At 70.3% G+C, this 15,041-nt stretch carries 10 protein-coding genes; 5 read left to right on the forward strand and 5 right to left on the reverse strand.

Annotated features, from left to right (window positions below; translation table 11 throughout):
• Positions 1–46: 46 nt before the first annotated feature.
• Positions 47–4,690, reverse strand: a complete 4,644-nt coding sequence (bcsA, locus tag R9Z33_RS23060; protein ID WP_318648921.1) for a UDP-forming cellulose synthase catalytic subunit — start codon at positions 4,688–4,690, stop codon at positions 47–49.
• Positions 4,687–5,487 carry a cellulose synthase operon protein YhjQ/BcsQ gene (locus R9Z33_RS23065; protein ID WP_318648922.1) on the reverse strand — a complete coding sequence of 267 codons (801 nt, stop codon included), beginning with the start codon at positions 5,485–5,487 and terminating at the stop codon, positions 4,687–4,689. The genes bcsA and R9Z33_RS23065 overlap by 4 nt, the downstream gene beginning before the upstream one ends.
• A gap of 1,159 nt (positions 5,488–6,646) precedes the next feature.
• On the opposite strand from R9Z33_RS23065, the gene R9Z33_RS23070 reads away from it, so the two are divergent.
• Positions 6,647–7,516 (forward strand): hypothetical protein, encoded by an 870-nt coding sequence (locus tag R9Z33_RS23070; RefSeq protein WP_318648923.1) that lies wholly within the window; start codon positions 6,647–6,649, stop codon positions 7,514–7,516.
• Positions 7,517–7,593: 77 nt separating this feature from the next.
• Here R9Z33_RS23070 and R9Z33_RS23075 read toward each other — a convergent pair whose 3' ends face one another.
• On the reverse strand, positions 7,594–8,703 hold the full coding sequence (locus R9Z33_RS23075; RefSeq protein WP_318648924.1) for a glycosyl hydrolase family 8: 1,110 nt from the start codon (positions 8,701–8,703) through the stop codon (positions 7,594–7,596).
• Positions 8,704–8,941: 238 nt separating this feature from the next.
• Here R9Z33_RS23075 and R9Z33_RS23080 point away from each other — a divergent pair, with 238 nt between their 5' ends.
• Both R9Z33_RS23080 and R9Z33_RS23085 read left to right on the forward strand, forming a co-directional pair.
• A complete protein-coding gene (locus tag R9Z33_RS23080) occupies positions 8,942–9,832 on the forward strand; it encodes a fumarylacetoacetate hydrolase family protein (RefSeq protein ID WP_318648925.1) in 891 nt (296 codons plus the stop codon).
• Positions 9,832–10,869, forward strand: coding sequence for a 5-methyltetrahydropteroyltriglutamate--homocysteine methyltransferase (locus tag R9Z33_RS23085; protein WP_318648926.1), 1,038 nt, complete (start codon positions 9,832–9,834; stop codon positions 10,867–10,869). Before R9Z33_RS23080 ends, R9Z33_RS23085 begins: the two co-directional genes overlap by 1 nt.
• Positions 10,870–10,940: 71 nt before the next feature.
• On the opposite strand, the gene R9Z33_RS23090 is transcribed toward R9Z33_RS23085, so the two are convergent.
• Positions 10,941–11,723: an N-acyl homoserine lactonase family protein gene (locus R9Z33_RS23090; RefSeq protein ID WP_318648927.1), complete on the reverse strand. Its 783-nt coding sequence runs from the start codon at positions 11,721–11,723 to the stop codon at positions 10,941–10,943.
• Between the two features lie 79 nt (positions 11,724–11,802).
• On the opposite strand from R9Z33_RS23090, the gene R9Z33_RS23095 reads away from it, so the two are divergent.
• Both R9Z33_RS23095 and R9Z33_RS23100 read left to right on the forward strand, forming a co-directional pair.
• The gene (locus R9Z33_RS23095; protein WP_318648928.1) at positions 11,803–12,936 is read left to right on the forward strand and encodes an alcohol dehydrogenase catalytic domain-containing protein; all 1,134 of its coding nucleotides are present in this window, start codon (positions 11,803–11,805) and stop codon (positions 12,934–12,936) included.
• 65 nt (positions 12,937–13,001) lie between these two features.
• Positions 13,002–13,835 (forward strand): DUF3883 domain-containing protein, encoded by an 834-nt coding sequence (locus R9Z33_RS23100; RefSeq protein WP_318648930.1) that lies wholly within the window; start codon positions 13,002–13,004, stop codon positions 13,833–13,835.
• A 14-nt stretch (positions 13,836–13,849) separates the two neighbouring features.
• On the opposite strand, the gene R9Z33_RS23105 is transcribed toward R9Z33_RS23100, so the two are convergent.
• The gene (locus R9Z33_RS23105; protein WP_318648931.1) at positions 13,850–15,037 is read right to left on the reverse strand and encodes a vWA domain-containing protein; all 1,188 of its coding nucleotides are present in this window, start codon (positions 15,035–15,037) and stop codon (positions 13,850–13,852) included.
• Between the last annotated feature and the right edge of the window lie 4 nt (positions 15,038–15,041).

Genomic DNA, 15,041 nt, shown 5'->3' on the forward strand with positions numbered 1-15,041 from the left:
CTCCATGGCTGTCGGCCTTGTGCTTTTCGACATCATCCGGCCTCCCTCAGACCGAGCGTTCGCGCAGGCGCTGCGCCGCGCGGCGCCGCAGGATCCAGTAGATCGGGCCCGGGATCAGCAGGAGGACCAGCAGGAAGACGCCGAGCAGGACATAGGGGTTGTCCTTCATGAAGTATTCCGGCCAGAGCCAGGGCGGCAGGCTGCCATGCGTGTAGGTGGAGCCAACGCGGAAGGCCTGGATGCGACCGCCGCTCAGGATCGCCGTGTCGCCCTGGACGCGCGGCACCTGCTCGGGGTCGCGCAGCGCGGTGACCATCGCCTCCAGCCCGGCGGGGCTGGAGCCGGTCAGCGCCACCACCGAGCGGCCCGAGGTCAGCGGGCTCTCGAAGCCGATCAGCGCGCCCAGTGCCTCACCCGGATTGGCCAGCAGCGCCGAGACGCGCTCCAGCTCGCCGCGGCGCTCGCCGCCGAAGAGGTTGCGGAAATCGCCGAACACGTCGTTCAGGCGGACCGTGAGACGGTTGCCCTCGAGCTGCAGCGGCCCGTCGCGCAGCAGCGTCTGCAGGGCGGGCTGCCGGCCCAGCGTGCCGATCACCAGCAGGTCCTTGCCCGCCACGGATTGCAGCGCATCCGGCCGCACCACCTGCAGGTTCACCGGCGGATAGCTGACCAGCGCCGCGATGCGGCCCAGCATGGTGAGGAAGGATTCCAGCTCCGCCTGCGAGGGACGGTCGGGCAGCACCACGGCGGTCTGCGAGAGATCCGCGTATTTCGTGAAGGGGAAGCCCGAGGAGGTGAAGAAGGCGAGGTTGGGCAGCGTCGTGAAGCGATGCGCGCCGCTCAGGTCGATCGTGCTGTCCGGGTCCACCGAGGCGCGGATGTCGCCCGGCACCGCGATGCAGTCGCCGCGGTGCAGCGGGCGCATGTCGAAGCGCAGCTGCAGCTCGTTCTGGCCGAAGAGCATGTAGCTCGGCAGGCCGATCTGCACCTCGTCCGTCTCGCTCTGGGTGACCTGGCGCTGGATCCAGTTGAAGGGCCAGGAGGCCTCGGCCTGGCGCAGCGGCGCGGAGCGCAGATAGATATCGTTCAGCGCCACATCGAGGCGCGAGACGGCGACATCCATGATCGGCCCGGGCGGCGCGCGGAAGCGGATCTGGGCGGAGAGCGCCCGGTCGCGTGCCGTGTAGAGGTCGGGCGCGGTGCGGAAGGGCACGGCGATGGGGCCGGGCACATAGCCGAAGGCTTGCAGCTCCGACGGGTCCATGATCTCGCCGAAGCGCAGCGGGCGGTCCACCCGCACCCAGCGCGGCGCGTCATAGGGCTGGCGCGGCGGGATATCCTGCGCCTGGATCGTGACCAGCTCGCCGCTCAAGGCCTCGCGGCCGACGCCGAGCGCGGTCGCCGCGGCCACCGCCTCCTGGCCGTTGCGGCCGGCGATGACGAGCAGCAGGCCCAGCGGGTCGTTCGGATTGGGCAGGATGGCCAGCGTCGGGCCCTCCAGCCGGGGCATCATCACCCCGGGGATGGAGTCGAGGCTGGCCGAGATCACCACCGCATTGCCGCGCTGCGGGATCACATTGCCGACGGGGAAGGTCGAGCCGCGGTAATCCGCCTGCACCGCGAACCAGGAGGAGACGATGGCCGCCGCGCGCAGCGCGTCGTTGCTCGCCACGTCGGGCAGGATGAAGGGCAGCACGAGGGGCTCGCGCAGCTGGCGCGGGTCGAAGAAGGGCTCAGGCAGGCGGGCCAGGTCGCGCGTGATCGGCAGGCGCTCGAGTCGCAGCGAGATGGTGGAGTTGTCGGAGATCGTGCTCCAGAGCAGGCCGGAGAGCGGATCGTTGCACTCGATGGCGTAGCGGCCGGTGAAGCGGAAGTTCAGCCGGTTCACATCGGCGAAGAAGAAGGGGTTGATCGGGAATTCCAGCGGGCCGAAGGCCGGGCGGGCGCGGTCGGGCTGGATGGTGCCGATGAACTGCTCATTCAGCGTGAAGGCGATCTGGCTCAGCTCGGGGATCAGGGCGGGCGAGGTCGCGCCCTGCAGGGTGAGCCGGGCGGAGGTGACCACCTCGTCGCCACGCACGCCGAAGAGCAGGCCCTGCAGATCCGAGACGCCGCGCATCTGCATCGGGCCGCGCAGGCCGAGCTGCCGCAGGGTGCGGGTTTCGGTGCGGGTGCCGGGCGCGTCCTGGCCGGGGGTGGCCATCAGCGGGTTCTCGGACAGCGCGCCCTGCGCCGGGGCGGCGAGGGCCGGTGCGCCGCCGGGCGGTGCGCCCAGGATGGGCGGCAGGAGTGGCGCCGGGGCGAGGCCGGGCGGCGGCGAAAGCGCGGGCGGGGCCGAGAGCGGCGGCGGGGAGAGGGCCGGCGGCGGGGAAAGCGTGGGCGGCTGCGGCCCGCGCGTCTGCGCCGAGGCCATGCCGGAGGCGACCATGAGCGAGAGCGCCACCGCGGCCGGAATCGAGGGACGCACCAACCCGCCGCGCTTCATCGCGGCCGGCGCCTGCACCTCCCCGGCCTTCGCCTGGGCGAGGTCCGGCATGGTGTCGGGCACCTGGATCGAACGGCCCGCAGGGGTGCGCTTGCGGAAGCTGAACTGCGACCCACCGGCGAAGAGACCACCAATCGACACAAGCACTTCCTTCAGCGAACGCAGAGGGCGATCCTCGCGGATGTTGTCCCAGTCCACCCAGGCATCGGCGCGACACAGGGTCGCGATCACAATACTGCCTTCGTCCTGCATGTCCTGCGGCAGGAAGCGCAAATTGAGACGATCGTCCTGCCAGCGCAAGACCTCCGCCGGCACGGTCACGCGCTGCGAGCCGGCATCCAGCTCGACCATCACCAGATTGTCGTCGCCCCGGTTCTCGGGCGCGGGCATGCGCAGGGCCGCCCCGCCGAGCGAGAGATCCTCCGACATGCCCTCGATCCGGCGGCCATCGGCCAGCAGCACCGCGGCCTCGACCTCGGCCGAGACGCGGGCGCGGGAGCGCACCTGGCGCCGCTCGCGGCCCACGGCGAGGCCCGCCAGCACCGCGACGAGGCAGAAGGTCGCCCAGATGACGTTGAGCGCGAAGGCCTGGAACTCCAGCGTCTGCGGCGCATTCGCCGCGAGGCCGTAGATGCCGAGCAGCAAGCCGATCAGCAGCGCCGCCGCCAGGAACATGTTGGGGCCCACGGCGCGCAGGTCGAAATAGCCCTCCTCCAGCGTGCCGCCCTTGTCGGTCACGTTGAAGCGGCCGCGCTTGGGGTCGAGCAGCGTCGAGAGCGTCACCGGCAGCAGGTAGACGGTCAGCACCGTCTCATAGATCTCGGACCAGAAGGAGTGGCGGACGGTCTTCTGGATGCGCGACGCCGTGGTGACCGAGAGCACGATGTGCGGTCCGGCATAGGCCACGATGGCGAGCGGCGAGGCCGCGATGATGCTCTCGCCAAAGATCAGGAAGGCCAGCGGCGCGGTCAGGAACACGAAGCGCGGCAGCGGGAACAGGAAGTGGAACATCGCGTTGAAGTAGCAAAGCCGCTGCGCGAGGTTCAGGCCGCGTGAAAAAAGTGGATTCTCCACGCGCAGAATCTGGATCATGCCGCGGCCCCAGCGCATGCGCTGGCCGATATGCAGCATGAGGCGCTCGGTCGCGAGGCCGGCGGCCAGCGGCACGCGCAGATAGGCGGTGCGCCAGCCCTTCTTCTGCATCCGGAGCGAGCAGTGGCAGTCCTCGGTCACCGTCTCGGTCGGCACGCCGCCCACGGATTCCAGCGCGGTCCGCCGGATGACGGCGCAGGAGCCGCAGAAGAAGGTGGCGCCCCAGAAGTCATTGCCCTGCTGGATCAGGCCATAGAAGAGCAGGCCCTCATTCGGCACGCGCTGGCCGGCGGCCAGGTTCCGCTCGAAGGGATCGGGCGAGTAGAAGTAGTGCGGCGTCTGCACCATCGCGAGGCCCTGGTCGCGCAGCATCCAGCCCAGGCTGAGCTGGAGGAAGCCGCGCGTCGCCACGTGGTCGCAGTCGAAGATGACGACGTATTCCGAGCTGGTCTGCGCCAGCGCGTGGTTGATGTTGCCCGCCTTGGCGCCCTTGTTGTCGGGCCGGATGATGTAGTGGCAGCCCACCTCCTCGGCGAAGCGGCGGAAATCCTCGCGCCGCCCGTCATCCAGCAGGTAGACGTTCAGCTTGTCCGACGGCCAGTCGAGCGCGAGCGCGGCGAAGACGGTGGGGCGCACCACGTCCAGCGGCTCGTTGTAGGTCGGGATGAAGACATCCACCGAGGGCCAGTCATCCGGGTTGGCCGGCAGCGGCGCCGGCTTGCGGTCAAGCGGCCAGAGCGTCTGGAAATAGGCGAGGACGAGCGCGACGATCGCGTAGACCTCGGCCATCAGCAGGCCGACGCCGAGGAAGCTCTGCAGGAAGGTGCTGAAATCCAGCGTCTCGGTCAGCCGCCAGAAGATGTAGCGCAGCGAGACCAGCAGCGAGAGCACGATCAGCATCAGCGTGATCGTGCGGCCCTGGATGCGGTTGAAGACGAGGAACAGGAAGAGGCAGCCGAGCGCGAAGATGACCTGCTGCTCGGCCGACATCGGCACGGTGATGATGGTGAGCGAGAGGATCGCGCCCAGAGTGACGATCAGCCAGCCGAACCACTTGTTCCGCATCAGCGGAAGCCGGGCCAGCCACTCCTTCCGGGCAGCGACTTCGCTCATCGCGCGCCCCACCCCGGCGAGAAGGGTTCCGGCACGGGGGGCAGGGCCGCCTCGATGCCACGCGCGATCTCGCGCAGATCCTCCGCCGCCTGGCTGTTGGGCGCGAGGTCGAGCACCAGGCGCTGGGCGGCGAGCGCCTCGGCCACGATCTCCTCGCGGCAGATGGCGCCGAGCAGGCGGGGCCCGAGGTGGCGCGCCACCGTCTCGGCCGCGGCGCGGGAGAGGCGGGTGTTGGGATCCACCCCGTTCAGCACGACGCGCAGGCGGCCGGCGAAGAGCGCGGCCATGGTGCCGGCGCCGAGGAAGCGCCCGCTGTCGATGTCGGGCACCAGCGCGGCGCTGGTCGCATCCGCCAGCAGCACGGCGCAGACCATGGAGGCCATGGGCGCCAGGATGCTGAGCGCATGCGAGGCGCCGGGCGGCGTATCGGCGATCACCAGCAGGCTGGGGTCGGTCAGGATGGCGCGCAGCGGCGCGGCCAGCAGCTCGGGGTCGCGCTCGAGCGCGTGGGCCAGACCGAGGGCGCCGCGGATGTCGATCGAACCGTGCGGCAGCAGCATCACGCCGGAGGCGGTCTGGCGCACCATCTCACGCCAGTCGGGGCGCTTCGGCAGTTCGGTCATGAAGCCGGCGATGTCGCTCAGGGGGACACCGAAATGCAGGCGCAGCGTGTTCTGCGGGTCGAAATCCATCACCAGCACGCGGCGGCCCTGGCGCCGCATGGCATCCGCCACATTGGCGGCCAATGTGGTCTTTCCGACACCACCCTTGGGGGACGCGAAGCAAATGAGGGGCATGGAGCCTCCGGCAGCCTAGAAGCTTGACGGCGCCCGCAGGGCGGCGCGGAACGTGTCAAAGGGGGATGCAGCAGGCGGGCCGCCCGACGCGACAAGACGCATAACCTCCCCCAGGGGAACTGTCACGGCTGCGGCCGGGAGGGCGTTCCCGCCGGGGCGGAGTGGCGGATCATGAGGGGCGCGGCCGGCCAGGGGCTCGGGCAGGCCCGCGCTGCCGGGATGGGCGACGACCTGCTTCAGCCGGCTGAGCGTGCTGCCGGCCGGCGCGGGGGGCGCCGGCGGCGCAGCGTCACGCGGCGCGGAGAGCCCGCTGAAGATCGCGAAGTCCGCCAGCGGGGCGGCGGGCGCGGGGGCGGGCCGCGGCGTCATCGGAGCGGGCGGGGGTGGGGCCGGAGCCAGCACCAAAGGCGCGGGCGGCGGGCTGGGGGCGCGGGCGGGCTCGGGCGCGGGCGGGGCGTAGGAAGCCGGCTGCGCCGGCGGGGCGTAGGAAGCCGGCGGCGCGGGCGGAGCATACGAGGCCGGCTGCGCCGGCGGGGCATACGAGGCCGGCGGCACCGGCGGGGCATACGAGGCCGGCTGCGCCGGCGGGGCATAAGAAGCCGGCTCGACCGGAGCGGCATAGGACACCGGCGGCGCGGGCGGGGTGTAGGAAACCGGCTCCGCTGGCGGAGCGGGCGGGACCGGCTCAACCGGCGGGGCGAACAGGACCAGTTCCACGGGCGGGGCGGGCGCGGCCGGCTCCGCCGTCGGGGGGAACAGCGCCGATTCCAGGGCGGCAGCCGGAGCGGCGGCCAGGGTGGGCGCGGGCGGGGTGCGCGCAGCCGGGGGCGGACCCACGGGCGGCGCGACAGGCGGCGCGGTGGCAGGCTCGGGGGCACGGGGGGCGGCGGCCGGCGGCGGGGCGGGCCGGCGCGCCGCCGGACGGGGCGCGGGGCGCGTCAGGACGGACCAGTCGATGCCGGCCAGCAGCGCGGCCGCAGCCTCATCCTGATCGGCATCGGTCGGCGGGGCGGGCGGTGCGACGGGCTTCGGCGCAGCGGCCTGCGGGGCGGCGGGCGGGGCAGCGGCGGGGGCCAGCGGCACCGCGGGCGGCGGGGCGACGGCCTGCGGCCTGGGTGCGGCCGGCGCCATGATGGGGGCGGGCGGCGGGGCGACCACCATGACAGGGGCGCTCTTCACCGCGGGCGCGGGCGGCGGCGCGGCCGGCGGCGGAGCGATCGCCACCACCGGCGCGGCCATCACCGCCGGGCGCGCGGGCGGGCGCGGGGCGGGCGGCGGCGGCACGACGGAGGGCGCGCTCATCACCGCGGGCGGCGGCGCTGGTGGCACCGGTGGCACCGGCGCGACGACGGGGACGGGCACGGGCGCCGAGACCGGCCGTGGCGGCGGAGCGGCCGCCATCGCGGGCGCGGGCGCGCTCACCGCAATCGGCGGCAGCGGCGGGGGCGGTGCGACCGGCACCGCCGGAAGGGGCGGCGGGATGGGCGCGCTCGCCAAGGGGGCCCTTGCCTCGGGCGCGGCTGCGGGCATCGCGCCCAGCCGGGGGGCCGGCGGCGGCGCTGCCCCGGTAAGAGGGGCAGCCGGCAGGGATGGGGTGGCGCTGGGCGGCGTGGCGCTGGGTGGGGTGGGCACCACCGGCTCGCGCAGGCGCGGCGGCGGCGCGAAGGCCGTGGCGGGTGCCGCTGCGGCCAGGGGCGCGGCGGCCGGGGCTGGCGGCCGGAGGCGGGGTGCGGGCGGGAGCGGCGCGGGTTTGTCGTCGATGGGGGGCACCGCCATGATGGCGGCCATGGCGGTCGGCGGCTCAGGCGGCGGCGCGGATTCCTCGGAGCGCAGCGCGGCGGAGACGGAGCGCAATTCACGCAGGACTTCTTGCGGACCGATAGGCGCGCCGTCACCCCTGGCCGACTCCGTGCGAACCGGCAGGTTTCCGAAGCTGCGGTACTTCAAGCCTGGCGTGTTCATGGCGGCGGCCACCCGCGCCACGTCTGGCTCCTGGCCCATCGAGAACGCAAATCCCTGTTGCTGGTAAGGCCCTAGGATGCCTTCAAACCCGCGTCAACGAAACCCTCGACTTTGAAATTTAGATTGATTGCATCGCAGTATGCATCAAATCATATCAGAGTCGCGCGCCGCGAGTGTTGAAAGCAGGCTCAACGCGCCAGAGTAGTAATCCGGCATCGGCGGAACCGCGGTTCCGGGCATCGCGAGGCGCGCATGGCGCGGGGTCGGCGCATGGCCCCGCCGCGCCGTGGCGAGCGCGGCGACGCCGCCGATCCCGGGCGAAGCCGCGTAGGGCGAGATGATGTTCGTGGTCAGGTCCACCCAGGCCGGCAGGTGCCGGTGGCGCGGATCATTCCAGAAATCGGCGGAGCCGGTCAGGCTCGGCTCCTGCGCCAGGCCGACCCAGGCCATGTAGAGCGGCACGCGCAGCGCGTCATAGGAGAAGCGCGGCGCCCAGTCGCCCGGCAGGGAGAGCAGGCCATCCACCCGGCGCACCGCCAGCCAATCGGGCGGCAGGCCCCAGCGGCCGAAGCGGCCGTTGCGCATCAGCGCCACGCCATCGGCGGCGACGCGCAGCCAGGCGGGATCCGGCACGGCCTGGGCCAGGGCGCGGATCGCCGGGAAGGCATAATAGGAGGGGTTCACGATGGTGTGGTCGGCCCGCTCGAAGCCGCGGGCGCCGGGCAGCAGCACCCAGTAGCTGCCGGCGCGGCGGACCAGCAGGCGCAGGATGTCCCGCGCCATGGCCGTTCCCTGCGCCGTGTGGTCGCGGTTGCCCCAGCGCTGGCCGGCCTCGAGCAGCGCCCAGGCGATGAAGAGGTCCCCATCCGTCGCGTTGTTCGGGTCATCCACCGGGTTGCTGGCATTGGGGCGGAAGCGCCAGGAAAACAGCTCATCCTGCGGGCGGCGCAGGGTGGTGACGGTCCAGGCGAGGATGCGGTCGAAGGCCTCGCGGTCATCGGCGCGGACGGCCGACATCAGGGCCCAGCCCTGCCCTTCCGAATGTGAGATGTTCTGGTTGCCCGTGTCCACGATGCGGCCCTCGGGCGCCAGGAAGCGGTCCCGGAAGGCGGCCCATTCGGCGCGCTGGATGTCGCTGGGCGGCCGGGCCTGGGTGGCGGCGGCAGGAGCGGCGGCGAAGGCGGGGAGCGCGGCGGCGGAGAGCCCGAGCAGGGCGTGGCGCCGCGACAGTCCAGGGGGGGCAACCAGGGTCAAGCGTCAGTCCTCGGCCAGGGGGTTCGCCAGGAATGGTCCAGCCAGCGGACCACCGGCACGGGGATGCCAGGGGCGGCGCAGGCCTTGTTGGACGCAACTTAGGAGGATGATCGCGACGGTTGCAACCACAATGTTGCAGAAAGACGAGTTGTCTCGCAATTTGAGACAAATTGCCAGGGGCTTGTCAAACCATTCCGACCGGCTTCCCCTGTCGCCCTGTCCCAGAAAGAGACCAGCCATGGCCCTTCGCCTCGTCACCTTCGCCCATGCCAACACCATCCGTCCCGGCGCCATGCTGGGCGATTCCGAGGTGCTGGACCTCACCGCCGCCGGCCTGCCGCACGCCGACATGGCCGCGATCATCGCGGCGGGCGCCCCGGCGCTGGCCGCCATCCGCGCCCTGGTGGCCAACCCGCCCGCCGCCGCCCGCCACCCACTCGCCTCCGTGAAGCTGCTGGCCCCCCTGCCCCGCCCCGCCCGCAACATCTTCTGCGTCGGCCGCAACTACATGGACCACGTGGCCGAGGGCGACCGCACCCGCGGCATCACCAATTCGGAACTGCCCAAGTTCCCGCAATTCTTCACCAAGGCGCCCGAGACGGTGATCGCGAATGGAGACACCATTCCGGATCATGGCGCGACGGGCGTGACCCAGTGGCTCGACTACGAGGCCGAACTGACCCTCATCATCGGCAAGCCCGGCGCCAATATCGCGAAGGAGGATGCGCTCAGCCACGTCTTCGGCTGGACCATCGCCAATGACGTGACAGGGCGCGACCTGCAGCGCCGCTACGGCCAGTGGTTCAAGGGCAAGTCGCTCGATGGTTCCTGCCCGCTCGGCCCCTGGATCGTTCCGGCGGACGAACTGGATGCGAGCGACCTCGCCATCCAGCTCTGGATCAATGGCGAGCAGCGCCAGTCCAGCCGCACCAGCAAGATGATCTTCGACGTGAAGGAGATCCTGCATCACCTCTCCAAGGGCTTCACCCTGCTCCCCGGCGACGTGGTGATGACCGGCACGCCCGAGGGCGTGGGCTATGCCATGGTGCCGCCGCAGGTGCTCAAGACCGGCGATGTGGTGAAGATCCGCGTCGAGGGCATCGGCGAGCTGACCAACCCGGTCGGCTGATGCGCCCCTTGCCCCTGCTGCCCACCACCGTGGTGGGCAGCTACCCCCAGCCCGCCTGGCTGCTGGACCAGGAGGCGCTGCGCTCGCGCCTTGTGCCGCGCGTGCGCGCGCCCGAGATGTGGCGCGTGGCGCCGGAATTCCTGGCCCAGGCGCAGGATGACGCGACGGTGCTGGCCATGCGCGACATGGAGCGCGCGGGCATCGACATCATCACCGATGGCGAGATCCGCCGCGAGAGCTATTCCAACCATTTCGCCTCGGCGCTGGAGGGCATTGATCCTTCCGGCCCCGGCGAGGTGGTGGGCCGCACCGGCGCCAAGACGCTGGTGCCGCGCGTCATCGGCCGCATCCGCCGCAAGCACGCCGTCGAGGTGCGCGACGTCGCCTTCGCGCGCGCCAACACCGACCGCGCGGTGAAGATCACCCTGCCCGGGCCCTTCACCATGAGCCGGCAGTGCCAGAACCTGTTCTACAAGGACGAGGCCGAGCTCGCGATGGACTACGCCATCGCCCTCAACGCCGAGATCCGTGAGCTGAAGGCCGCCGGCGCCGACGTCATCCAGCTGGACGAGCCCTGGATGCAGGCCTTCCCCGAGATGGCGCGCGCCTTCGCCGTGCCCGCCATCAACCGCGCGCTGGAAGGGATCGAGGGCACCACCGTCGTGCATCTCTGCTTCGGCTATGCGGCGATGGTGAACCAGAAGCCCTCCGGCTACTCCTTCCTGCCGGAGCTCTCGGATTGCGCGGCCGGGCAGATCTCCATCGAGGCGGCGCAGCCGAAGCTCGACCTCGCCATCCTGAAGGAACTGCCGGGCAAGACCATCATGCTCGGCGTGCTCGACCTGGGTTCCAAGGAAGTGGAGACGGCGGAGGTGGTGGCCGATCGCATCCGCGCGGGCCTCAAGGTACTGCCCGCGGAGAAGATCGTGCCGGCACCTGATTGCGGGATGAAATACCTGCCGCGCGAACGCGCCTTCGGCAAGCTGAAGGCGCTGGCGGAAGGGGCCGCGATCGTGCGGCGGGAGCTCGGCGCCTGACAGCGTCGGCGAGAGGGCTTTGCCCTCTCGCGCTCACCCACCAAGAAACTCGGTTTCTTGGATCTTCCAACCTAAGCGGGCGCCACATCCAGCCGGATCACATCCGGTGCAATGGCGGGATACAAGGCCATGACCTTCGGATCATGGCCGGGGATCACATGCTGCTTGCTCTCACCCAGGCTCGGCAGCATGGCCTGGGCGGCCAGGTAGTCCTCGACATTCACCACCACCGGGAAGGGCACGCCCGTCTCGGCATTGGCGAAGAAATGCATGGCGTCCGAGGCCAGCACCACCCAGCCGCGCTTCGTGTGCACGCGCACCACCTGCAGGCCCGGCGCATGGCCGCCCACATGGCGGACGGTGATGCCGGGGGCGACCTCGCTCTCGCCCTCATGGAAGGTCACGCGCTCGCCATGCACCAGGCGGACGAAGCTCACCACCTGCTCCACGTCATAGGCGCGGCGCAGGAAGGGGCGGCACATGCAGGGGCCGACGGCGTGCTGGATCTCGCAGGCCTGGGCGTGGAAGCGGGCGCGGGGGAACTTCTCGAAATTGCCGGCATGGTCCCAGTGCAGATGCGTGCTGATGATGCCCGTCACGTTCTCCGGCTTCACGCCAAGCGCGGCGAGGCCCTCCGTCGGGCAGCGCAGGAAGTCATGGCCGCGCTTCGTGCAGGTCTCGCGGTCGGCGCCGCTGTCGATCAGGATGGCCTGGCCGTCGCGCACCGCGGCCCAGACGAAGAAATCCATGGGCATCGGGCCGTCATGGATGTCGCCCGGCGCCACCATGAAATTGTCCCGCACCTGGCGGCGCGGATTGGTGGCGTAGCGGATGGCGTAGAGCTCGTAGGTCATGGCGGTTCCCTCGTTTCGGGCATGCTGGACAGGCGCGCGGGTGGCGTCCAGCCTGCGGCAGGAATCAGGAGGAAGCGCCATGCGCATGAAAGCCGCCGTGCTGCAGGCCCAGGGCCTGCCGCGCCCCTATGCCGAGACGCGGCCCATGAGCATCGAGGAGGTGGAACTGGCCCCACCCGGCCCGGGCGAGGTGCTGATCGAGATCGCCGCCGCGGGCCTCTGCCATTCCGATCTCTCCACCATCGAGAACCAGCGCCCGCGCCCCTTGCCCATCATCATCGGCCATGAGGGGGCGGGGATCGTCCGCGCGCTGGGCGCGGGCGTCACGGGGCTGAAGGAGGGCGACCATGTGGTGGCGCTCTTCGTCACGAGCTGCGGCGAGTGCCGCTATTGCGTGCGCGGCCGGCCCAATATCTGCGCCGCCTCCTTCGACACGCGGGCCAAGGGCACGCTGATGTCGGGCGCGCGGCGGCTGAAGCGGCTGAACGGCGAGGTGGTGAACCACAATTCCGGCCTCTCGCTCTTCGCGCAATTCGCCGTCGTGATGCGTGACAGCCTGGTGAAGATCGACAAGGACATTCCGCTGGAGGATGCGGCGCTCTTCGGCTGCGCGGTGATGACGGGCGCGGGGGCGGTGATCAACACGGCGCGGCTGCGCCCCGGCGAGGAGGTGGCGGTGGTGGGCCTCGGCGGTGTCGGGATGAACGCGCTGCTGGCGGCCGTGGCGGCGGGGGCGTCGCGCATCATCGCGGTGGATACGAGCCAGGCGAAGCTCGACCTGGCGCGGGAATGGGGGGCGACGGACTGCTTCCTCGCCGGCAACGCGGATTGCGCGGCGGCGGTGCGCGAGGCGACGGCGGGCGGCCTCGACACCGTGATCGAGACGGCCGGCACCATCCCGGCCTTCGAGCTGGCGCATGCCATCACCGCGCGCGGCGGCAGCACGATCAGCGCGGGGCTGCCGAATGTGGCAGCGAAATTCTCCTACCTGCATGCGGCGCTGGTGAGCGAGGAGCGCAGCATCCGCGGCAGCTACATGGGAAGCTGCGTGCCCAACCGGGACATTCCGCTGCTGCTGGGGCTCTACCGGCGCGGCAAGCTGCCGGTCCAGAAGCTGAAGAGCGGCTTCGTCAGCCTGGATGAGATCAACGAGGGCTTCGACCGGCTGGCGGAGGGCACGGTGCTGCGGCAGATCCTCAGGCCGAATGGGTGACCACGGCGCCGCATGATGTAGCCCGCGCTTCCCCAGCCTGTGTCCGATAGTGTTAGCCTAGCGCTATGCCGAACGAATGGACGGACGAAGAAAACGACCTGATCGTCGCTGCTTACTTTGCGATGTTAGCGGCCGATGCCTCGCGGACCCCATACAACAAGGCCAGCTATCGCAGGGCACTCTTGCCACGCTTGAACACGCGCTCGGAGGGATCCATCGAGTTCAAGCATCAAAACATCAGCGCGGTACTGAAGGGCTTGGGAGAGGCGTGGATTCCTGGGTACAAGCCCGCCTTCAACTTCCAGGCGTCGCTGGTTGATGCTGTTGCGCGCTGGTTGTCATCGCATCCGGAGTGGCTCTCACGGCTTCAACGCGTGGAAGCGCAGCCCGGCTTCAAAGAAAGCGCAGCTCTCTGGATCGGACCTGCGCCCACCCTGTCGAACCAAGCGCCGCCTAACGAGCTGGAGCAAATGGCTCAGATTGCGAGGAAGTTTGATGTCGCGGGCCGTGACGAGCGCAACCGTGCCCTCGGTCGCGCCGGGGAAGAGCGTGTGCTGGCTCATGAGCGTGCGTCATTGCGAACGGAAGGCCGCGACGATCTCGCAAGGAAGGTACGCTGGGTCTCGGATGAGGAAGGTGACGGAGCCGGCTACGATATCGCAAGCTTTACGCCGGGCGGTCAGCGTCGACTCATCGAGGTCAAGACAACAAACGGTTGGGAACGAACCCCCTTCTACATCAGCCGCAACGAATTGGCTGCCGCAGACACGCATCGTGCGGAGTGGTGCCTCTTTCGTCTCTGGGACTTCGCGCGAGAGCCAAAGGCATTTGAGCTATATCCGCCGCTCGACGCCCATGTTTCCCTGACCGCCACGACCTTCATCGCGGCATTCCAATAGGCCAAGGTGGTGCGTTACCGCAGCGCCCGCGCCATATCGTCCAGGCCTTCCAGCGTCATCGGGAACATCCGCCCCTCCATCGCGTCCTGGATGAGGCCGATGGAGGTGGTGTAGCCCCAGTGCTTCACCGGCGTGGGGTTCAGCCAGGCGACGCGGCGGAAATGCGCGGTGATGCGCTTGAGCCAGATTTTCCCCGCCTCCTCGTTCCAATGCTCCACGCTGCCGCCGGGCTCGACGATCTCGTAGGGCGACATGGAGGCGTCACCCACGAAGACCACACGCCAGTCGGGGCCATAGGTGCGCAGGATCTCCCAGGTGGGGGTCTGCTGCTCCGCGCGGCGGCGGTTGGACTTCCAGAAGCGCTCATAGGGGCAGTTGTGGAAGTAGAGATGGACGAGGTGCTTGAACTCGCTCTTCGCGGCGGAGAACAGCTCCTCCGAGGCACGGATGTGGTCATCCATGCTGCCACCGATGTCGAGCAGCAGCAGCACCTTCACCGCGTTGCGCCGCTCGGGCCGCATCTTGAGGTCGAGCGTGCCGGCATTGCGCGCGGTGGCGCCGATGGTGCCGTCAATGTCCAGCTCATCGGCCGCCCCCTGGCGCGCGAAGCGGCGCAGGCGGCGGAGTGCCAGCTTCATGGCGCGCGAGCTGAGGGCCGCGTCATCGGCGAGGTCGCGGAATTCGCGCTTGTCCCAGACCTTCACGGCACGGCGGTGGCGTGAGCCTTCCTGGCCGATGCGCACGCCCTCGGGGTTGAACCCCTCGGCGCCGAAGGGCGAGGTGCCGTTGGTGCCGATCATGCGGTTGCCGCCCTGGTGGCGCTTCTTCTGCTCGGCGAGCCGCTCCTTCAGCGTCTCCATCAGCTTCTCGAAGCCGCCCATGGCCTCGATCTTCTTCATCTCCTCGGGCGAGAAGAGGCGCTCGGCCAGCTTCTTCAGCCATTCCTCCGGCAGCTCGCGCGGGATGATCTCGCCGGTGATGGTCGTCGCCGGTTCCAGCCCCTTGAAGACCTGGCCGAAGACGACGTCGAAGCGGTCGAGGTGGCGCTCATCCTTCACCAGCGTGGCGCGGGCCAGGTGGTAGAAATCCTCGAGGTCGTAATCCGCCACGCCGGCCTTCATCGCGCCCATCAGCATGAGCCATTCGGTGAGCGAGGCGGGCAGCCCGGCCTTTCGCAGCTCGAGGATGAAGGGGGCGAACATGGGC

This window comes from Sediminicoccus rosea (assembly GCF_033547095.1).
Classification (GTDB): Bacteria; Pseudomonadota; Alphaproteobacteria; order Acetobacterales; family Acetobacteraceae; genus Roseococcus; species Roseococcus rosea.